This is a genomic window from Rhodopseudomonas sp. RCAM05734, assembly GCF_052658035.1.
In genome coordinates, this window is the sequence record NZ_CP199742.1 from 2,147,734 (window position 1) to 2,168,081 (window position 20,348).

The window sequence follows — 20,348 nt, forward strand, 5'->3', positions numbered from 1 at the left end:
CGAGAAACGACCGGGAGCAAACCATGAGCCAGACCGCCGCCGGCGCGCGCGCGATGATGCGCGGAGCCAAGACCGACATCGAGACCTCGACCATCCGCGCGATTTCGCTGCGGCTGATTCCGTTTCTGGTGCTGGCCTATTTCCTGGCCTATCTCGATCGCGTCAATCTCGGTTTTGCCGCGCTGACCATGAATGAGGAACTGAAGTTCACGCCGACCATGTTCTCGTGGGGCGCCGGCATCTTCTTCATCGGCTATTTCATCTTCGAAGTGCCCAGCAACATCGCGCTGGAAAAATTCGGCGCCAGCCGCTGGATTGCCCGCATCATGGTGAGCTGGGGCATCATCTCGGCGCTGATGGCCATGGTCAGCGGCCCCTGGAGTTTCTACACGCTGCGCTTTCTGCTCGGCGTCGCCGAAGCCGGCTTCTTCCCCGGCATCATCCTGTATCTCACCTACTGGTATCCGGCCGAATACCGCGCGCGCTTCCTCGCCGCCTTCGCCATCGCGGTGCCGGTGTCCACGGTGATCGGCGCGCCGGTGTCGGGCCTGTTGCTCGGCCTCGACGGCACGCTCGGACTGCATGGCTGGCAGTGGCTGTTCATCATCGAGGGCATTCCCTCGGTGGTGCTCGGCATCGTCACCTGGTTCTATCTCACCGACAAGCCGTCGCAGGCGACCTGGCTGAGCGCCGAGCAGAAGGCCTGGCTGTCGGCGAAGCTCGCGAGCGAGCACGAGGCCAAGGCGCAACACCGGATGACGCTGGGGCAGGCGCTGTCGTCGAAAAAGGTGCTGCTGCTGAGCGTGGTATATTTCGGCTTCGTCGGCGCGCTTTACGGCATGCAGTTCTGGCTGCCGCAGATCGTCAAGGCGTTCGGCTTCAACAATGTGCAGACCGGCTTCGTCACCGCGATCCCCTATCTGTTCGGCTCGGTGGCGATGGTGCTGTGGGCGCGGCATTCCGACCGGACCCGCGAGCGGGTCTGGCATGTCGGCCTGCCGCTGCTGCTCACTGCGCTGGCGCTCGGTGCCTGCGGCTACATCCAGGATCCCACGCTGACCATGGTGGCCATCACCGTGGCGGCGATCGGCGTGTTCTGCACCTTTGCGCTGTTCTGGACGCTGCCGACCGCGTGGCTGTCAGGCACCGCCGCCGCCGGCGGCATCGCGCTGATCAATTCGATCGGTAACCTCGCCGGCTTCGGCGGGCCGTATCTGATCGGCTGGATCAAGGAAGCCACCGGCAGCACGGCGACCGGTCTCTTGGTGCTGGCGATCCTGCCGCTGGTCGCAGGCCTGCTGGTGCTGTTCGGCAAGCACGGTACGACGACGGAATTCGTCGCGCCGGCGGCAGCGCGGCCGGTGAAGTAGTCGTCGTCCCGTTCGGGGTGAAAAGTCGAGCCGCAGCAAGCGCTTGCGGCTGATCCCGAGCGCGCGCCCCGGCTTTTGCGCGATCTCGCCACGGTGATGCCGCAACGAATTCGCCTGCCGCCGTTTTGCCCCGGGTTTGCCGCATCGATTCCGCAAGGCCGCGGCGGCATCCACTCCCACGCCAGCCCGCGACGCGGTCCCTTCCGGGAGCGACAATCTGCTCTTGTTGTGTTGACTGACGAATATTGACATTCGTCAGTCAACAATTCAAGCTATCCCCGACCTGCAGCCGAGGAGCGCCCGATGTCGCGTGAGCCGAGATTTCGTCGTTCATCCCGTCAGCCGGCCGCCGTGCTGGCGATCCTGCCGGCGTTTGCGCTGGCCGCTTGCAGCAAGGCTCCCGCCGAAAAGGCCGAAAACAAGCGCCCGGTGCTGGTCGCCGAGGTGCATTACACGCCGGAATCCCCGGCGCGCAGCTTTGTCGGCACCATCAAGCCCCGCATCGAGACCGATATCGGCTTTCGCGTCACCGGCAAGGTGGCGAAACGCCTGGTCGAGGTGGGACAGACCGTCGACGTCGGGCAAGCCCTTGCGATTCTGGACGAAGTCGATCTGAAGCTGCAGGCCGAGCAGGCGGTCGCCGAACTGTCCGCCGCCACAGGCGTGCTCGCGCAGGCCAGCGCCGCCGAAGGCCGCGCCAGCGAATTGCGCAGCAAGGGCTGGTCGACGCAGGCCCAGCTCGATCAGGCCAAGGCCGCCGCCGATGAGGCCCGCGCCCGGTTGAACCGAGCTGAGCGCTCGGTCGAACTCACCAAGAATAGTCTGTCCTATGCCACCCTGCTCGCCGATACCCGCGGCGTCGTCACCGCAACGCTGATCGATGCCGGCCAGGTAGTTGCCGCTGGTCAGACGGCCATCCGTGTGGCGCGCTTCGCCGAAAAGGAAGCCGTGGTGGCAATTCCGGAAACGCTGGTCGGGCGCGCCAAGGATGGCGTCGCCACGGTGTCGCTGTGGTCGGAGCCGACCAGGACATACGCTGCAAAGCTGCGCGAGATTGCGCCCAATGCCGACGCCTCGACGCGGACCTATCTGGCAAAGTTCTCGCTGCCCGATGCCGGCGACAGCGTGTCGCTGGGCATGACGGCGACGCTGACCCTGTCCGATCCGACCACCGCGCGCATCGCGCGGGTGCCGCTCTCGGCGCTGTTCAGCCAGGGCAACGGCTCGTCGCTCTATGTGGTCGATGACGCCGGCGCGGTTGCGCTGAAGCCGGTCACGGTGAAGTCCTACGAAACCAAGGACGTGCTGATCTCCGGCGGCGTCGAGGAAGGCGCCAAGGTGGTGGTGCTTGGGGTGCAGAAGCTGGACCCCGCGCAAAAGGTCCACGTCGTCTCCGCCCTGACGTTCTGAGCGAGGGGCGTCCGATGCATCGCTTCAACCTCTCCGCCTGGGCTGTCAGCCATCCCGCGCTGATCCTGTTCCTCATCATCGCGCTCGCCGTCGGCGGGTTCTTCTCCTATCAGAAGCTCGGCCGTGCCGAGGACCCGTCGTTCACGGTGAAGGTCGTGGTCGTCACTGCGATGTGGCCCGGCGCTACCGCAAAGGAACTGCAGGAGCAGGTCGCCGACCCCATCGAGAAGAAGCTGCAGGAGCTGCCTTACTTCGACAAGGTGCAGACCTATTCGAAGCCCTCCTTCACCGCCATGCAGGTCTCCTTCAAGGACAACGCGCCGCCGAAGGATGTGCCGTACCTGTTCTATCTGCTGCGCAAGAAGATCGCCGACGTGCAGCCGTCGCTCCCCACCGGGCTGATCAACCTCAACATCAACGACGAATACAGCGACGTCGATTCCATCCTCTACATGATGACCGGCGACGGCGCCGACTACGCGCAGCCGAAGAAAGCCGCAGAAGGCATGCGGCAGCGCCTGCTGAAGGTCGACGGTGTCACCAAGGTCAATCTGTACGGCACCCAGGACGAGCGGATCTACGTCGAGTTCTCGCACGCCAAGCTGGCGACGCTCGGCATCACGCCGAAGACCTTGTTCGATTCGCTGGCCAAGCAGAATGCCATCACCCCCGCGGGCATCGTGGAAACCTCGTCGCAGCGCGTGCCGCTGCGCGTCACCGGCGCGCTCGACGGCGCCAGGACCGTCGCGGAAACGCCGGTAGAGAGCAACGGCCGCGTGTTCCGGCTCGGCGACATCGCCACCGTCACCCGCGGCTTCGTCGACCCCACCGACTACAAGGTGTTCCAGAAGGGCAAGCCGGCGCTTGGCATCGGCGTCGTCACCGCCAATGGCGCCAACATTCTCGAACTCGGCAAGGAGGTCGAGAAGGCCAAGAGCGAATTCATGGCCGCGGTGCCGCAGGGCATCGAGGTCGAGCAGATCGCCGACCAGCCGCTGGTCGTGGAGCACGCCGTCGGCGAGTTCGTGCATTCCTTCATCGAGGCGCTGGCCATCGTGCTGTTCGTCAGCTTCGTGGCGCTGGGCTGGCGCACCGGCATCGTGGTCGCGCTGTCGGTGCCGCTGGTGCTCGGCATCGTGTTCATTGTCATGAACGCGATGCACATCGACCTGCACCGGATCACGCTGGGCGCGCTGATCATCGCGCTCGGCCTGCTGGTCGACGACGCCATCATCGCGGTGGAAATGATGGTGGTGAAGATGGAGCAGGGCTGGGACCGCGTCCGCGCGGCGTCCTTTGCCTGGGAGTCGACCGCCTTCCCGATGCTGACCGGCACGCTGATCACCGCGGTGGGCTTCCTGCCGATTGGCTTCGCCAATTCCGCGGTCGGCGAATATGCCGGCGGCATTTTCTGGATCGTGGCGATCGCGCTGGTGGCGTCGTGGTTCGTGGCGGTGATCTTCACGCCCTATATCGGCGTCAAGTTGCTGCCGAATTTCGCTGCCCACGGCAATGCCAACCACGATCCGCACGCGGTGTACGAGACCCGCATGTATCGCGGCCTGCGCAGCGTCATCGCCTGGTGCGTCGAACACCGCATCAAGGTGGTCGTGGCGACCGTCGGCATTTTCGCCGCCGCCATCGTCGGCTTCGGCCATGTGCAGCAACAGTTCTTCCCGCTGTCCGAGCGGCCCGAACTGTTCCTGCAGTTGCGTCTGCCGGAAGGCACGGCATTCGATGTTACGTCGAAATCCGTCAAGGCGGCGGAGACGTTGCTGAAGGACGACAAGGACATCGCGACCTATACCGCCTATGTCGGAAGGGGATCGCCGCGGTTCTGGCTCGGACTCAACCCGCAACTGCCGAACGAGGCCTTCGCCGAGATCGTCATCGTGGCCAGGGACGTCGAGGCGCGCGAACGGATCAAGGCGCGAATCGAGAAGCAGGTCGCCGACGGGCAGTTGCCGGAGGCGCGGGTCCGTGTCGATCGCTTCAACTTCGGCCCGCCGGTCGGCTTCCCGGTCCAGTTCCGCGTGGTCGGCCCGGACACCGCCGTGGTGCGCGAGATCGCCTACAAAGTCCGTGACGTAATGCGCGCCAATCCCAACATGATCGATCCGCATCTCGACTGGAACGAGCAGACGCCCTATCTCAAGCTTGTGGTCGATCAGGATCGCGCCCGCGCGCTCGGCCTGACGCCTCAGGATCTGTCGCAGTCGCTGGCGATGCTGATCTCCGGCGCGCCGGTGACCACGGTTCGCGACGGCATCGAGAAGGTCGGCGTGGTGGCCCGTGCGGTGGCGTCCGAGCGGCTCGACCTCGGCCGGGTCGGCGATCTCACCATCACCTCGCGGAACGGCATCGCCGTCCCGCTGTCGCAGGTCGCGACCATCGAATACGCCCACGAGGAGCCGATCCTGTGGCGGCGCAGCCGCGACATGGCGATCACCGTGCGCGGCGACGTCATCGACGGCGTGCAGCCGCCCGACATCACCACGCAGATCGCGCCCAAATTGCAGGCGATCCGCGACAGCCTGCAGCCGGCCTACCGCATCGAGGCGGGCGGCGCATTCGAGGAATCCGCCAAGGGCAATGCCTCGATCGCCGTGCTGTTTCCGCTGATGATCATCATCATGCTGACGCTGCTGATGGTTCAGCTGCAGAGCTTCTCACGGCTGGTGCTGGTGTTCCTGACGGCGCCGCTCGGCATCGTCGGCGCCTCGCTGGGGCTCAACGTCGCCAACGCGCCGTTCGGTTTCGTGGCGCTGCTCGGCCTGATCGCGCTGGCCGGCATGATCATGCGCAACGCCGTGATTCTGGTCGACCAGATCGAGACCGACGTCAGTCACGGTCTGACCCGGCGCGAAGCCATCGTCGAAGCCACCGTGCGCCGCGCCCGGCCAGTGGTGCTGACCGCGCTGGCAGCCATCCTGGCGATGATTCCGCTGTCGCGCTCCGCCTTCTGGGGCCCGATGGCCATCACCATCATGGGCGGGCTGTTCGTGGCCACCTTCCTGACTCTGCTATATTTGCCGGGCCTTTATGCGCTATGGTTTCGCAACAGCCTGGAAGAACGCGGTTCCGCCGAGGCCGTTGATCCTGCAACGCAGCGTGGCCATCCCGGGCCTGCAATTCCCCTTGCCGCGGCTGCCGAATAATTGAAGATTGCCTGCTGACATGACGCTTGTTCCCGATACGATCGAAGCCGATATGCGTGCCCGCATTCTTGTGGTGGCGGAGCGCCTGTTCCGTGAAATCGGCTATCAGAAGACCACCGTCGCGGACATCGCCAAGGTGCTGCGGATGAGCCCCGCCAACATCTATCGCTTCTTTGATTCGAAGAAGTCGATCCATGCCGGCGTGGCGCGGCATCTGATGGGGGAGGTCGAGGAAGCTGCCGGGATTATTGTCGGTGGGCGCGGCCCGGTTACGCCGCGGCTGCGCGAATTGCTCGCAACCGTCCACCGGATGAACTCGGAGCGCTATGTCGGCGACGCCAAGTTGCACGAAATGGTCCGGATCGCGATGGAGGAGAACTGGGAAGTCTGCTCCGCCCATATGGAGCACATCGCCACCATGATTGGCAGCGTGATCGCCGAGGGCGCGGCATCGGGCGAATTCCATGCGCCGGACGTGCCGCTCGCGGCGATGTGCGTCTGCAGCGCCATGATGCGGTTTTTCCACCCGCAGATGATCGCCGAATGCGCCCAGAAGCCGGGCCCCTCCCTGGACCAGATGATCGACTTCGTGCTTGCCGGGCTGGCGCCGCGCGGCTAGACGACAGCCACCGACGCCAGCAGGGGATGATCACCGTGACCGAGACCAGGGACTTGCATTTCTACGAGCCGGCCAACGGCCACGGCCTCAAGCACGATCCCTTCAATGCCATCATCGCGCCGCGTCCGATCGGCTGGATCTCGTCGCGCAGCGCCGCGGGACACGTCAACCTGGCGCCCTACAGCTTCTTCAACGGCTTCAATTACACCCCGCCGATCATCGGCTTTTCCAGCACGTCCCGCAAAGACAGCATCGCCAATATCGAGGCGACCGGCGAGTTCGTCTGGAATCTGGCGACCATGGATCTGGCCAAGCAGATGAACGCGACCGCCGCCCACGTGGCGCCCGAGGTGGACGAGTTCGCGCTCGCCGGCCTGACGGCGGTGCCGTCCAAGATCGTCAGCGTGCCGCGCGTCGGTGAAAGCCCGGTCTCGTTCGAGTGCAAACTGACCCAGATCATCCGGCTCAAGGGCGCCGATGGTCGCGATCTCGACGGGTGGATGACCTTGGGTGAGGTGGTCGCGGTCCATATCGACAAGAGCCTGATCAAGGACGGCGTGTACCAGACCGCGCTGGCACGCCCGATCGTGCGCGCCGGCCGCAGAGGCGACTATTTCGAGATCAGGCAAGACGCCATGTTCGAGATGAACCGGCCCGATTGAGCGGCTAGCCGCTGGCGTGACGACACGCCACGGCGGGAGAAATCGCGTTTTCGGAACCGAAGGCGTATGGTTCCGTTAACGGTGGCTCGCGTGGGCCCGTAGTCGCGACTGCCGCGACACGGGCCGGGCGCTACGCGATCCCAGGAGCGAATGTCGTGTCGTGACGGCGGCCTCCGTGCTGTGCGGTCGCCTCGACCAGGAGGTTTCCATGAGCTCATTTTCATTTCGCCGCGACGTCCTTACCAAGCCGATCTTTGCTTGGGCCAAGGGCGTGCTGCCGACCATGTCGAACACCGAGCGCGAGGCGCTGGAGGCTGGCGACGTGTGGTGGGATGCCGACCTGTTCACCGGCAATCCCGACTGGGCGAAACTGCTGAAGGTGAAGCCGGCGACGCTGACCGCTGAAGAGCAGGCCTTCATGACCGGCCCGGTCGATGAGCTGTGCGCCATGGTCGACGACTGGAAGATCAACTGGGAGCTGCGCGACCTGCCGCCGGAGGTCTGGGACTTCATCAAGCGCGAGAAATTCTTCGGCATGATCATCCCGAAGGAGTTCGGCGGCCTCGGCTTCTCGCCCTATGCGCATTCCGAAGTGGTGCGCAAGATTTCGTCACGCTCGGCGACCGCCGCGGTGACGGTAATGGTGCCGAACTCGCTCGGGCCGGGCGAGCTGCTGATGAAGTTCGGCACCGACGCGCAACGCAGCCGCTGGTTGCCACGGCTTGCCGACGGCACCGATATTCCGTGCTTCGGCCTGACCAGCCCGGAGGCCGGCTCCGATGCGGCATCGATGATCGATACCGGCATCGTCTGCAAGGGGACCTTCGAGGGCCGCGAAGTCCTTGGCTTGCGCCTCAACTGGCACAAGCGCTACATCACGCTGGGCCCGGTCGCGACATTGCTCGGCCTTGCCTTCAAGGCCGATGACCCCGACCACCTGATCGGTACGCAGGACGAACTCGGCATCACCGTCGCGCTGATCCCGACGCACCTTCCCGGGGTGGAGATCGGACGCCGCCATCTGCCTTCGATGCAGGTGTTCCAGAACGGCCCGAACCGCGGTCGCGACGTGTTCATTCCCATGGACTACATCATCGGCGGGCAGGAGCGCATCGGACAGGGCTGGAAGATGCTGATGAGCGCGCTGGCCGCCGGCCGCGGCATCTCGCTGCCGTCACTGTCGGCGGCGGGTGCGGCCCATGCGGCGCGCACTACCGGGGCCTATGCCCGGGTGCGCGAGCAGTTCAACGTGCCGATCGGCAAGTTCGAGGGCATCGAGGAGCCGCTGGCGCGCATCGCCGGCACGGCCTATCTGCTCGACGCGGCGCGGCGGCTGACCTGTACAGCGCTGAACCTCGGCCATCATCCCGCGGTGATCTCCGGCATCATGAAGCTGCACGCCACCGAACGGCTGCGCATCGCCATCGACGACGCGATGGATATTCATGCCGGCAAGGCTGTCATCGACGGGCCGCAGAACTATCTGGGAAGCGTCTATCGTTCGGTGCCGGTCGGCATCACCGTCGAAGGCGCCAACATCCTCACCCGCAACCTGATCGTCTTCGGCCAGGGCGCCATTCGCGCGCATCCCTATCTGCTGGAGGAGATGAACGCGCTGAGCGAGCCCGACAAGGCCAAGGGACTCGCTGCCTTCGACGCCGTCTTCTGGAAGCATGTCGGTCACAGCGTCGCGACGCTGTTCCGCGCCTGGGGCCGCAGCTGGACCAAGGGCGTCATCGCGCCGGCGCCCAACGCCGGCGACGCCACCATGTTCTACCGGCAGCTGCCGCGCTATTCCGCGGCGTTCGCGCTCTCGGCCGACATGGCGCTGCTGACCATGGGCGGCGCGCTGAAGCGCAAGGAGATGCTGTCGGCGCGGTTCGGCGACATCCTCTCGGAGCTGTACCTGCTGTCGGCGGCGCTGAAGCGCTGGCAGGACGAGGGGCGCCAGCAGATCGATTTCGCGGCGCTGGAATGGTGCATGCATTCGGGCTTCAAGACGATCGAGAACCGTTTTGCGGAGATCTTCGCCAATTTCCCCAACCGCTTCGTGGCCGGCTTCCTGAAATTCATCGTGCAGCCGTTCGGTGCCCGTGTCCTCGGCCCGTCTGATCTTACGGTGCATTGTTGCGCGCTGCTGCTGCTCGAGCCGTCCGCGGCGCGCGATCGGCTGACCCCCGACCTGTCGCATGTGGATGACGACCGAGGTGCAGCCCGGCTGGAGAAGGCGTTCATGCTGGTGACATCCGCGGAAGATATCGCCAGACGCATGCGTACCGCGAAGATTCGCAACTGGAAGGAAGCGGTGACCAAAGGCGTGATCACCCAGGCCGAAGGCGAGCAGATCGCCGCGGCGCAAGCCGCCACTGCCTTGGTGATCGAAGTCGATGATTTCGCGCCTGAGGAACTGTCGCCGCACTACAGGAAGCCGCCCGTGCGTCAGTTCTTCCAGGAGCTCGGTGAAACAAGGGCAGCAAGCTGATGGCGCGTCCGGTCTATATCATCGATGGCATCCGCACGCCGTTCCTCAAGGCACGCAGCGGCCCCGGCCCTTTCACGCCGGTGGACCTTGCCGTGCAATGCGGACGTCCGCTGCTGGCAAGGCAACCGTTTGCGCCGGATGCCTTCGACCAGGTCATCCTCGGCTGCGTCAACGTGATCGCCGACGAGATGAACCCGGCGCGCGTCGCGGCGCTGCGGCTCGGCATGGGCGAGGCGATGGTGGCCTTTACCGTGCAGATCAATTGCGGGTCCGGCATGCAGTCGATCGACACCGGTTACAGATATATCCGCGAGGGCAACGCCGACCTGATCCTCGCCGGTGGCGCCGAGGCACTGAGCTACGCGCCCCTGGTCTGGCCGCAGCAGGGCGTGCGCTGGTTCGCCGGCCTCGCTACCGCCAAGGGTATCCTCGGCAAGATGGCGGCGATCGCCAAAGCGCGCCCGGGCTATTTCAAGCCGGTCATCGGGCTTGAGCGCGGCCTGACCGATCCGATCACGGACCTCAATATGGGGCAGACGGCCGAGAAGGTCGGCCATCTGTTCGGGATCACCCGCGCCCAGTCCGATGCTTATGCGGTCGAGAGTCACAAGCGACTGGCCAATGCGCAGGCCCAGGGGTGGCTCAAGGGCGAGGTCGAGACCGCCTTCGCGCGCGACGGAAAATTCTACGATCACGACGATGGCGTGCGCGCGGATTCCTCGGTCGACAAATTGTCGACCCTGAAGCCGGTGTTCGAGCGGCCATGGGGCCAGGTCACCGCCGGCAATTCCAGCCAGATCACCGACGGCGCGTCATGGACCATCCTTGCCTCGGAGGAAGCCGTGGCGAAGCATGGGCTGACGCCGAAGGCGGTCATCGTCGACAGCCAGTGGTCGGCACTCGATCCCAGCATCATGGGCCTCGGCCCGGTGCTGTCATCCACCGAACTCCTGAAGCGCAATCATCTCTCGCTGCAGGATGTCGACACCTGGGAATTGAATGAAGCTTTCGCGACGCAGGTGCTCGGCTGCCTTGAGGCGTGGAAAGACGACAGGTTCTGTCGCGAGGTTCTCGGCCTCGACGGCGCTGCGGGCGAAATTGATCGCACGAAACTCAATGTCGATGGCGGCGCCATCAGCCTCGGCCATCCCGTCGGCACCTCGGGCAATCGCCTTGTGCTGCATCTGGTCAATGCGATGAAGCGGCTTGGCACCAAACGCGGTATCGCCACCGAATGTATTGGCGGCGGGCTCGGCGGCGCCATGCTGATCGAAAGCGTATGAGGAACGGCATGGACAGCAGGATCATGGACGTTCTCGGCGACCGCGCGCGCGAACTGGGACCAACGCCGGAGGCTGGCGTCTACAGAAACTTCAAACTCACCCGCGACGCCGACGGCATCGCCTGGCTGCTGTTCGACCGCGCCGGCACCAGCGCCAATACGCTGTCGGCCGAGGTGCTGGAGGAATTCGACACGGTGCTGACGGCGCTGGAAGGCCAGCGGCCGGCCGGCCTGGTCATTCGCTCCGCCAAGCCGTCCGGCTTCATCGCCGGCGCCGATGTCAACGCGTTTCGCGGCGCCACCGATGCTGCCGCCGTGGAGAGCGAGATCGGCCGGGCGCATGCGGTGATCGACCGGCTCGACGCGCTGAAGATCCCGACCGTCGCCGTCATCCACGGCTTCTGTCTCGGCGGCGGTCTCGAAGTGGCGCTGGCTTGCCAGTCGCGCATCGCGATCGAGGACGCACGTTTTGGTTTCCCCGAGGTGATGCTCGGCCTGCATCCCGGCCTCGGCGGCACCGTGCGCTTCACGCAGCCTGGTCAATCCGATGCAGGCGATGACGCTGATGCTCACCGGCAAGACCATCGACGCGCGCAAGGCGAAGGAGCTCGGCCTGGTCGATGCCGTCACCCAGGAGCGCCATGTCCGCAATGCCGTCCGGGATGCGGTGTTCGGCCGGCTGAAGCGCGCCCGGCCGGGACTGCTCAATAAGCTTCTGAACTTTTCGCCGGTGCGCGGCATTCTGGCCTCGCGCATGGTGGTGGAAGCCGGCAAGGCGGCGCCGCGCGAGCACTATCCGGCGCCCTATGCGTTGATTGCGTTGTGGGAGAAGCACGGCGGCGATCGCGCGGCGATGCTGGCGGCGGAGAAGACGTCGTTCTCAAGGCTGATGGTGACGCCGACAGCGCAGAACCTGATCCGGGTGTTTTTCCTGCGCGAGCAGATGAAGAAACTCGCCGGCTCGGGTCACGCGATCAAGCATGTCCACGTCATCGGCGCAGGCGCCATGGGCGGCGATATCGCGGCGTGGTGCGCCAATCAGGGCCTGCGCGTGACACTGGCCGACATGAAGCCGGAGCCGATCGCCGGCGCCGTCAAGCGCGCCGCGGATCTGTTCGGCAAGATCATCCGCAAGCGCACCGATGTACGCGACGCGCTGGATCGCCTGATCCCCGACATGGACGGTGAAGGCGTGCGCTCCGCCGATCTGATCATCGAGGCAGTCAGCGAAAAGCTCGAACTGAAGCAGAAGGTCTATGCCGGCATCGAGCCGCGCATGAAGCCGGGCGCCATCCTCGCCACCAACACTTCGAGCATACCGCTGGAAGATCTGCGCACCACGCTGACAAAGCCGGAGCGGCTGCTCGGCCTGCACTTCTTTAATCCGGTATCGCGGCTGCAACTGGTGGAAGTCGTCAGCCACGATCGCGTCGATCCCGCTTTGCTGACCCGGGCGCTGGCCTTCGTCGGGGCCATCGACCGGCTGCCGCTGCCGGTCAGGAGTTCACCGGGCTTTCTCGTCAACCGCGCGCTGACGCCCTACATGCTCGAGGCGATGGTGATGCTTGACGAGAAGATCGACAAAACCACCATCGATGCGGCGGCCGAGCAGTTCGGCATGCCCATGGGGCCGATTGAACTGGCTGATCAGGTCGGACTCGATATCTGTCTCGCGGTCGGCGATATGCTGCGCTCCAAGTTCGGCGACCTGCTGCCGCCGACGCCGGCGTGGTTGCGGGAAAAGGTGGCCAAAGGCGAACTCGGCCGCAAGACGGGCAAGGGCTTCTACGTCTGGAAGGACGGCAAGGCCGACAAGACATCGCCCAGAGAAGGTGCGCAACCGACCGCGGAAATGATCGACCGCCTGATCCTGCCGATGTCGAATGTCTGCGTTGCCTGTCTGCGCGAGGGCATCGTCGGCAGTGCCGATGTGGTCGATGGCGCAATGATCTTTGGAACCGGCTATGCGCCGTTCCGCGGCGGTCCGCTAAACTATGCGCGAGAACGCGGCAAGGAAAACGTCGTGGTCAAATTGCACGATCTGTCGGAAAAGTTCGGCCCGCGCTTTGTGCCGGATGCCGGTTGGGAGAATTTCACATGACTCAATTTGCGGCAGGCGGCGCTCATGTCTGAGTCATCGACGAAGCGGGCGGCCGATCCGACGACGGAACCAAACGGCGATCTGACCATCCGAACGCTGGCCATGCCGGCCGACACCAACGCGAACGGCGACATCTTCGGCGGCTGGCTTCTCAGCCAGATGGATATCGGCGGCGGCATTTTCGCCTCCAAGACCGCGAAGTCGCGCACTGTGACCGTGGCCATCGACGCCATGAACTTTCGCAAGGCCGTGTTCGTCGGCGACGTTGTCTCCGTGCATGCCACACTGGTGCGGATCGGCAGGACGTCGATCACCGTGCATATCGAGGCATGGGTACTGAGGCGCAACGAGAGCCACTCGATCCTGGTGACCGACGGCCATTTTACTTACGTCTCGATCGACGATCACGGCCGGCCGCAGACCATCAACCGGGACGGCCAGCCGCTATCGGCCTGACCGTCTTAGGAACCTTTGCGTACCGTCGCCGTTAGTGGCCCGGATTATGCATTAACGTTGCGTATACGGGGGCCGCCATGTCAGACACCTATATTATCGAAGTCAGTTCGCAGGCCGCGGGAATTGTCGTTCGTAATCCCGAGGGCTACCGGTTCTTCGCCGCGTCACACCGTTTTAACGCCATGGAGGGGCAGCTCGTTTCGCAATGCGCGCGAAGCCGAGCGCGCTGCCTTTCTGTTCGCCAGCCAGGGCTTCCCTGCGGCTGAGGGCTTTCCTGCGGCTGCGGTGGTCTCCGCAGCCTGAACGGGCAGGCTGTTTTGCCGCCCCTCTCCTTGCCGGGTGAGGGGAAACAAGCCGGTGAGGCCAGCCGCGTTGACGATCGCCGGCAACCGCCTCACCATGCGCGCCTCGCCAGAGGTGCATCGTGACCGGACTCAGCCATCGCCAGACAGAAATTCTGAATATTGCCCGCGCCACCGGTCGGGTGATGGTGGACGATCTCGTCCGCCGCTTCGAGGTCTCGGCGCAAACGATTCGCAAGGATCTCAATGACCTCTGCGATCAGCGTTCGCTGACACGGATTCACGGCGGCGCGATCATTGCCTCCGGCGTGGAAAACCTCGCTTACGAAGCGCGCCGCTTTGTGGCCGCCGAGGAAAAGCGCGCGATCGGCATCGCCGCGGCGGCGCAGATTCCCAACGGCAGTTCGCTGTTCATCAACATCGGCACCACCACCGAAGAAGTCGCCAATGCGCTGACGGCGCATGAGGACCTGCTGGTGATTACCAACAACCTCAACGTGGCGATGATGCTGTATCGCCATCCGCGTATCGAGGTGATCGTTGCCGGCGGCACCGTCCGGCGCTCCGACGGCGCGGTGATCGGTTCCACCGCCATCGGTCTGATCGGGCAGTTCAAGGTCGATTATGCCATCATCGGCGCCTCGGCCATCGACGGGGAGGGCGCGCTGCTGGATTTCGACTACCGCGAGGTGCAGGCCGCGCAGGCGATCATGGCCAATGCCCGCAGCATCATGCTGGTCGCCGACTCCACCAAGCTGCGGCGTACCGCGGCGGTGCGCATTGCCCATCTCAGCCAGATCCAGACCTTTGTCACCGACTTAGCCCTGCCTGCCGGGCTGCAGGCGATCTGCCAGGCGCGTGGCATCCAAGTCATCGAAGCGCTGTCGGGCTCGACCGGGGAACCCGACGAAACCGGAAACGATGCTCCCCCTGCGCAGGAAAAAGCAGGCTAGCTCTCCAAAAAGGCGGTTGCTTTCGCTTTTGGTTGTGATTTACTGAAAACCGAAAGCCAATCGCTGAATGCGAAGGTTGGGCGTCTGATGGCGCCGACCAGTTGGCGCAGGGGGGAGTTCGGGTGGGTCAGGTTTTCGACCTCGCTATTATCGGTGGCGGCGTCAACGGTTGCGGCATTGCCCGCGATGCTGTGGGCCGAGGCAATTCCGTTTTCCTTTGCGAAATGAATGATTTGGCCAGTGGCACCTCGTCCTGGTCGACCAAGCTCGTGCACGGCGGGCTGCGTTATCTGGAATATTATGAGTTCCGGCTGGTGCGCCACGCGCTGATGGAGCGCGAAATCCTCTGGCAGATCGCGCCGCACATCATTCGGCCGCTGCGTTTCGTGCTGCCGCACCATTCCGGGCTGCGGCCGGCCTGGTTTCTCCGGCTCGGCCTGTTTCTCTATGACCATATTGGCGGCCGCAAATTGCTGCCGCCGACCCGCACCCTCGACCTAGCCCATGACGGACTCGGCAAGCCGCTTGCGCCCGGCCGCTTCCGCCGGGGCTTTGAATATTCCGATTGCTTCGTCGACGATGCCCGTCTGGTGGTGCTGACCGCGCGCGACGCCTTCGACCGCGGCGCCGACATCCGCACCCGCACCCGCGCCACCGCGGTCAGTCAGGTCGACGGAATCTGGCAGGTCACCGTCGAGGACACGGTCAGCGGAGAGCGCAGCACGATCCGCGCCCGCGCGCTGGTCAACGCAGGCGGTCCCTGGGTGGAGAAAATTCTGGCGTCAGGCGCCGGGGTCAACGCGAAGGCCAAGGTAAGGCTGGTGCAGGGCTCGCACATTGTGGTGCCCAAACTCTATGCCCACGACCGCGCCTACATCTTCCAGAACGCAGATGGTCGCATCGTCTTTGCGATCCCCTATCAGGATGACTTCACCCTGATCGGCACCACCGATCTGGACTATCAGGGCGACCCCGCCCAGGTGAAAATCTCCGCCGACGAGATCAGCTACCTCTGCACATCCGTCAGTGAATATCTGGCAAAGCCCGTCAAGCCGGAGGACGTGGTGTGGACCTATTCCGGCGTTCGCCCGCTCTATGACGACGGCGCCAACGAGGCCAAGGCGGCCACGCGCGACTACGTGTTCGAACTGGACCTGCCCGGCGGCGCGCCGCTGCTGTCGATCTATGGCGGCAAGATCACGACCTATCGCCGGCTCGCCGAAGAAGCGCTGCAGAAGCTGGCGCCCTGGTTGAAAGGCACCAAGGCGGCCGAAGGCTGGACCGCGACGGCGCCGCTGCCCGGCGGCGACTTCGATGTCTCCGCGGTGGACGCGCTGATCGCCGAGCTGCGACGCGACTATCCATTCCTGACACCGGGCCATGCCGACCGGCTCGTCCATGCCTATGGCACGCGCGCGCACAAATTGCTCGGGCAGGCGGCATCGATGGCGGACCTCGGCCAGGACTTCGGCGCCACATTGACGGAAGCCGAAATCAGATACTTGATAGAGAACGAGTGGGCGGTGACGGCGGACGACATCGTGTGGCGACGCTCCAAGCTGGGATTGCGTCTGTCGGCGGCGGAGGTCGCGGCGCTGGAGGGCTGGCTTGCCGCCCGACGTGACGCGCCTAGGCCTGCAGAGCGAGCAGCGAGAGTGCAGACATGACCATCACCCTTGACCATGTCTCGCGCGCCGTGGATGGCATTCCCACCATCCGCGACGTCTCGTTGACGCTCGAAAGAGGCGCCCTGAGCGTCCTGCTCGGCCCCACGCTCGCCGGCAAGACATCGATCATGCGGCTGCTCGCCGGCCTGGACAAGCCGACGCAAGGCCGCGTCCTCGTCGATGGTAAGGACGTGACCGGCATTGACGTGCGCAAGCGCTCGGTGGCCATGGTCTATCAGCAATTCATCAACTACCCCTCGCTGACGGTGTACGAGAACATCGCCTCGCCGCTGCGCGTGCAGGGCAAGCCGAAGGCCGAAATCGAAAGCCGCGTGCGCGAGGCCGCGAAGCTTCTGAAGCTCGAGCCCTATCTCGATCGCACGCCGCTGCGGCTGTCCGGCGGCCAGCAGCAGCGCACCGCCATCGCCCGCGCCCTGGTCAAGGGCGCCGACCTCGTGTTGCTCGACGAGCCGCTGGCCAATCTCGACTACAAGCTGCGCGAGGAATTGCGTACTGAATTGCCGCGCATCTTCGAGGAATCCGGCGCGATATTTGTGTACGCCACGACGGAGCCGTCCGAGGCGCTGTTGCTCGGCGGCCGCACCGTGTGCCTGTGGGAGGGCGAGGTGCTGCAGATCGGCGAGACGTCGAAGGTCTATCGCCGTCCGGAGACCCTCAAGGTCGCCGAGGTGTTTTCCGATCCGCCGCTCAACGTGGTCGCCATCGAGAAGAAGAACGGCACGGTGCAGTATGCCGGCGGCGGGCAGGCGCCCGCCAGCGGGCTCTATGCGGACCTGAGCGACGGCGCCTACCGCGTCGGTTTCCGTGCGCACCAGCTGGAACTGGCCAACGGCATCGCCGGCCGCCACGCCTTTCCCGCCACGGTGACGGTGACCGAAATCACCGGCTCGGAAAGCTTCGTGCATCTGAAGCGCGACGCCTCCAACTGGGTGGCGGTGCTGCAGGGCGTGCACGAATTCGCGCCGGGTGATGTGCTCGACGCGGTGCTCGATCCCGACAATCTTTTCATTTTCGATGCCGACGGCCGACTGGTCGCGGCGCCAGAGGCGATGAGGAACTAGCGCCATGGCCCGTATCGATCTGGTCGATCTCGCACAGTCCTATGGCGGCCCCGATGCCGCCCCGGATTCCTATGCGCTGAAGCCGGTCTCGATGACCTGGCGGCAGGGCGGCGCCTATGCGCTGCTCGGCCCTTCCGGCTGCGGCAAGACCACATTGCTCAATCTGATCTCCGGGATCGTCGCGCCGACACGCGGCCAGATCCTGTTCGACGGCGTCGATATTACGCCGCTGTCGACGCAGAAGCGCAACATCGCGCAGGTGTTCCAGTTTCCGGTCATCTACGACACCATGACGGTGGGAGAGAATTTGGCGTTTCCGCTGAAGAATCGCGGCGTGCCGAAGCCCGAAATCGACAAGCGCGTGGCCGAAATCGCGGAGCTGCTTGACCTTACGCCGGTTCTCACCCGCAAAGCCACACGGCTGACGGCCGATGCCAAGCAGAAGATTTCGCTCGGCCGCGGTCTGGTGCGGTCCGACGTTGCGGCGGTGCTGTTCGACGAGCCGCTGACGGTGATCGATCCGGCGCTGAAATGGGAGCTGCGCTCGAAGCTGAAGGCGCTGCACCGCGCGCTGGATCTCACGATGATCTATGTCACCCACGACCAGACCGAAGCGCTGACCTTCGCAGATACGGTGGTGGTGATGCATGACGGTCGCGTGGTGCAGGCCGGCACGCCGGAAGAACTGTTCGACCGGCCCGCGCATACGTTTGTCGGCTATTTCATCGGCTCTCCGGGCATGAACATCGTGCCCGCCCGCGTAGAGGGCCGCGAAGCCCGCATCGATGGCCACACGATCGCGCTGCAGCGCAGTTACGATCGCCTGCCGACCGGCGCGAAGATCGAAGTGGGCGTGCGTCCGGAATTCGTCCATGTGGCGGCTCCGGGACCGGGGCGGCTTTCGGCGACCATCGAGCGGATCGACGATCTCGGCCGCGTGCGCTTTGCGCGGGTGCGGGTCGGCGATGTCAAGTTCTCGGCCCGGGTGCCGGCGGATTTTTCGATCTCCGGCAGCGAGGCGGGCCTGGTGTTCGATCCGGCGCGTGTTCACATCTATGCCGACAGCCGGCTGGTCGAGGGAGTCGTCTGATGGACAAGACCGTCAACCAGAAGGCCTGGTTCCTCGTGCTGCCGGTGTTTCTGGTGGTGGCGTTCTCCGCGGTGCTGCCGCTGATGACGGTGGTCAACTATTCGATCCAGGATACGTTCGGCAACAACCAGTTCTTCTGGAACGGCGCCGGCTGGTTCAAGGAGCTGCTCGATCCGAGCTCCGATCTCGGCGGGCGCTTCTATGCCTCGCTGTGGCGCAATCTGGCTTTCTCCGCGATTATCCTCGCCATCGAGGTGCCGCTCGGCATCGTCGTTGCGCTGTCGATGCCGCGCGAGGGCTGGCGGGTCGCCGCCTGCCTCGTGATCATGGCGCTGCCGCTGCTGATCCCGTGGAACGTGGTCGGCACCATCTGGCAGATCTTCGGCCGGCCGGACATCGGCCTGCTTGGCTATACGCTCAACCATATGGGCATGGACTACAATTACGTCTCCAACGAGTTCGATGCCTGGGCCACGGTCATCGTGATGGACGTCTGGCACTGGACCAGCCTGATCGCACTGCTGTGTTATGCCGGTCTGAAGTCGATCCCCGATGCCTATTATCAGGCGGCGCAGATCGACGGCGCCTCGCGCTGGGCCGTGTTTACTGCGATCCAACTGCCGAAACTGAACCGCGTGTTGCTGATCGGTGTGTTGCTGCGCTTCATGGACAGTTTCATGATCTACACCGAACCGTTCGTCGTGACCGGAGGTGGCCCGGGCAACTCGACCACCTTCGTCTCCATCGAACTGGTCAAGATCGCGCTCGGGCAGTTCGATCTCGGCAAGGCCGCGGCGCTGTCGCTGGTCTATAATCTGATCATCCTGATCGTCTGCTGGATTTTCTACACCGTGATGACCAATGTTGGGGTCGATCGCGGTCACCGAGAAGGAGCGGTCTGATGCATTCAATCCCCGGCCGTCGCCTGATCCTGTCGCTGTACCTCGTCTTCCTGCTGCTGCCGATCTATTGGCTGGTCAATATGAGCTTCAAGACCAACGGCGAGATCGTCTCGACGATGACGCTGTGGCCGCATCTGCCGACGCTGGAAAACTACATCCGGATCTTTACCGACGAGAGCTGGTATTCCGGCTACATCAATTCGTTGAAATACGTGGTGATCAATACGATCATCTCCATTTCCTTCGCACTGCCCGCAGCCTATGCGTTCTCGCGCTATCGTTTCCTTGGCGACAAGCATCTGTTCTTCTGGCTGCTGTCCAACCGGATGGCTCCGGCTGCGGTCTATGCGTTGCCATTCTTCAATCTGTATTCTGCGATCGGCCTGTTCGATACGCCTTGGGCGGTGGCGCTGGCGCATTGCCTGTTCAACGTCCCGCTGGCGGTATGGATCCTGGAAGGTTTTGTCTCCGGCGTGCCGCGGGAGATCGACGAGACCGCGTTCCTCGACGGCTATTCATTTCCGAAGTTTTTCGTCAAGATCCTGGTGCCGCTGATCGCCTCGGGCATCGGCGTCGCCGCCTTTTTCTGCTTCATGTTCTCCTGGGTCGAACTGCTGCTGGCCCGTACGCTGACCTCGGTCAACGCCAAGCCGATCGCGGCGGTGATGACTCGTACAGTTTCTGCCGCCGGCATGGACTGGGGCCTGCTCGCTGCTGCGGGTGTGCTCACCATCATTCCGGGTGCGCTGGTGATCTGGTTTGTCCGCAATTATATCGCCCGCGGCTTTGCGCTGGGCCGGGTGTAGGAGGAC

At 64.4% G+C, this 20,348-nt stretch carries 14 protein-coding genes and 2 pseudogenes; all 16 read left to right on the forward strand.

Going from position 1 to position 20,348, the window contains the following annotated elements; all coding sequences use genetic code 11:
* Window positions 1-23: 23 nt before the first annotated feature.
* The 16 genes and pseudogenes from ACUXVA_RS10205 to ACUXVA_RS10280 all read left to right on the forward strand — a co-directional run bounded on the left by ACUXVA_RS10205 (window position 24) and on the right by ACUXVA_RS10280 (window position 20,342).
* Window positions 24-1,370: an MFS transporter gene (locus tag ACUXVA_RS10205; RefSeq protein WP_445491951.1), complete on the forward strand. Its 1,347-nt coding sequence runs from the start codon at window positions 24-26 to the stop codon at window positions 1,368-1,370.
* A gap of 303 nt (window positions 1,371-1,673) precedes the next feature.
* Complete coding sequence (locus ACUXVA_RS10210; protein ID WP_445491953.1) at window positions 1,674-2,780, forward strand: efflux RND transporter periplasmic adaptor subunit; 1,107 nt, start codon at window positions 1,674-1,676, stop codon at window positions 2,778-2,780.
* A gap of 14 nt (window positions 2,781-2,794) precedes the next feature.
* Complete coding sequence (locus tag ACUXVA_RS10215; RefSeq protein WP_445491955.1) at window positions 2,795-5,938, forward strand: efflux RND transporter permease subunit; 3,144 nt, start codon at window positions 2,795-2,797, stop codon at window positions 5,936-5,938.
* 19 nt (window positions 5,939-5,957) lie between these two features.
* Window positions 5,958-6,557, forward strand: a complete 600-nt coding sequence (locus ACUXVA_RS10220) for a TetR/AcrR family transcriptional regulator (protein ID WP_445491957.1) — start codon at window positions 5,958-5,960, stop codon at window positions 6,555-6,557.
* Window positions 6,558-6,583: 26 nt separating this feature from the next.
* Window positions 6,584-7,219, forward strand: a complete 636-nt coding sequence (locus tag ACUXVA_RS10225) for a flavin reductase family protein (protein WP_265080405.1) — start codon at window positions 6,584-6,586, stop codon at window positions 7,217-7,219.
* 208 nt (window positions 7,220-7,427) lie between these two features.
* Window positions 7,428-9,701: an acyl-CoA dehydrogenase gene (locus ACUXVA_RS10230; protein ID WP_445491959.1), complete on the forward strand. Its 2,274-nt coding sequence runs from the start codon at window positions 7,428-7,430 to the stop codon at window positions 9,699-9,701.
* The gene (locus ACUXVA_RS10235) at window positions 9,701-10,984 is read left to right on the forward strand and encodes an acetyl-CoA C-acetyltransferase (protein ID WP_445491961.1); all 1,284 of its coding nucleotides are present in this window, start codon (window positions 9,701-9,703) and stop codon (window positions 10,982-10,984) included. Before ACUXVA_RS10230 ends, ACUXVA_RS10235 begins: the two co-directional genes overlap by 1 nt.
* An 8-nt stretch (window positions 10,985-10,992) precedes the next feature.
* Window positions 10,993-13,084, forward strand: a pseudogene (locus ACUXVA_RS10240) (3-hydroxyacyl-CoA dehydrogenase NAD-binding domain-containing protein).
* A gap of 24 nt (window positions 13,085-13,108) precedes the next feature.
* Window positions 13,109-13,540: an acyl-CoA thioesterase gene (locus ACUXVA_RS10245; RefSeq protein WP_265080402.1), complete on the forward strand. Its 432-nt coding sequence runs from the start codon at window positions 13,109-13,111 to the stop codon at window positions 13,538-13,540.
* A 77-nt stretch (window positions 13,541-13,617) separates the two neighbouring features.
* A pseudogene (locus ACUXVA_RS10250) lies at window positions 13,618-13,843 on the forward strand (hypothetical protein).
* 121 nt (window positions 13,844-13,964) lie between these two features.
* On the forward strand, window positions 13,965-14,795 hold the full coding sequence (locus ACUXVA_RS10255) for a DeoR/GlpR family DNA-binding transcription regulator (protein ID WP_445491964.1): 831 nt from the start codon (window positions 13,965-13,967) through the stop codon (window positions 14,793-14,795).
* Between the two features lie 122 nt (window positions 14,796-14,917).
* Window positions 14,918-16,462 carry a glycerol-3-phosphate dehydrogenase gene (gene glpD, locus ACUXVA_RS10260; RefSeq protein WP_445491966.1) on the forward strand — a complete coding sequence of 515 codons (1,545 nt, stop codon included), beginning with the start codon at window positions 14,918-14,920 and terminating at the stop codon, window positions 16,460-16,462.
* Window positions 16,459-17,544, forward strand: coding sequence for an ABC transporter ATP-binding protein (locus ACUXVA_RS10265; protein ID WP_445491968.1), 1,086 nt, complete (start codon window positions 16,459-16,461; stop codon window positions 17,542-17,544). Before glpD ends, ACUXVA_RS10265 begins: the two co-directional genes overlap by 4 nt.
* A 4-nt stretch (window positions 17,545-17,548) precedes the next feature.
* Window positions 17,549-18,634, forward strand: coding sequence for an ABC transporter ATP-binding protein (locus tag ACUXVA_RS10270; protein ID WP_445491970.1), 1,086 nt, complete (start codon window positions 17,549-17,551; stop codon window positions 18,632-18,634).
* Window positions 18,634-19,536 carry a carbohydrate ABC transporter permease gene (locus tag ACUXVA_RS10275; protein WP_445491972.1) on the forward strand — a complete coding sequence of 301 codons (903 nt, stop codon included), beginning with the start codon at window positions 18,634-18,636 and terminating at the stop codon, window positions 19,534-19,536. Before ACUXVA_RS10270 ends, ACUXVA_RS10275 begins: the two co-directional genes overlap by 1 nt.
* Window positions 19,536-20,342: a carbohydrate ABC transporter permease gene (locus ACUXVA_RS10280; protein WP_265080395.1), complete on the forward strand. Its 807-nt coding sequence runs from the start codon at window positions 19,536-19,538 to the stop codon at window positions 20,340-20,342. The genes ACUXVA_RS10275 and ACUXVA_RS10280 overlap by 1 nt, the downstream gene beginning before the upstream one ends.
* The last annotated feature ends 6 nt before the right edge of the window (window positions 20,343-20,348 follow it).

Bases quoted from the DNA above. Each gene is read 5' to 3' on its own strand.
- ACUXVA_RS10275 (WP_445491972.1), top strand. From the start codon at position 18,634: ATGGACAAGACCGTCAACCAGAAGGCCTGGTTCCTCGTGCTGCCGGTG.
- ACUXVA_RS10270 (WP_445491970.1), top strand. From the start codon at position 17,549: ATGGCCCGTATCGATCTGGTCGATCTCGCACAGTCCTATGGCGGCCCC.
- ACUXVA_RS10265 (WP_445491968.1), top strand. From the start codon at position 16,459: ATGACCATCACCCTTGACCATGTCTCGCGCGCCGTGGATGGCATTCCC.
- ACUXVA_RS10205 (WP_445491951.1), top strand. From the start codon at position 24: ATGAGCCAGACCGCCGCCGGCGCGCGCGCGATGATGCGCGGAGCCAAG.
- ACUXVA_RS10215 (WP_445491955.1), top strand. From the start codon at position 2,795: ATGCATCGCTTCAACCTCTCCGCCTGGGCTGTCAGCCATCCCGCGCTG.
- ACUXVA_RS10210 (WP_445491953.1), top strand. From the start codon at position 1,674: ATGTCGCGTGAGCCGAGATTTCGTCGTTCATCCCGTCAGCCGGCCGCC.
- ACUXVA_RS10225 (WP_265080405.1), top strand. From the start codon at position 6,584: ATGATCACCGTGACCGAGACCAGGGACTTGCATTTCTACGAGCCGGCC.
- ACUXVA_RS10235 (WP_445491961.1), top strand. From the start codon at position 9,701: ATGGCGCGTCCGGTCTATATCATCGATGGCATCCGCACGCCGTTCCTC.
- ACUXVA_RS10245 (WP_265080402.1), top strand. From the start codon at position 13,109: ATGTCTGAGTCATCGACGAAGCGGGCGGCCGATCCGACGACGGAACCA.
- ACUXVA_RS10220 (WP_445491957.1), top strand. From the start codon at position 5,958: ATGACGCTTGTTCCCGATACGATCGAAGCCGATATGCGTGCCCGCATT.
- ACUXVA_RS10230 (WP_445491959.1), top strand. From the start codon at position 7,428: ATGAGCTCATTTTCATTTCGCCGCGACGTCCTTACCAAGCCGATCTTT.
- ACUXVA_RS10280 (WP_265080395.1), top strand. From the start codon at position 19,536: ATGCATTCAATCCCCGGCCGTCGCCTGATCCTGTCGCTGTACCTCGTC.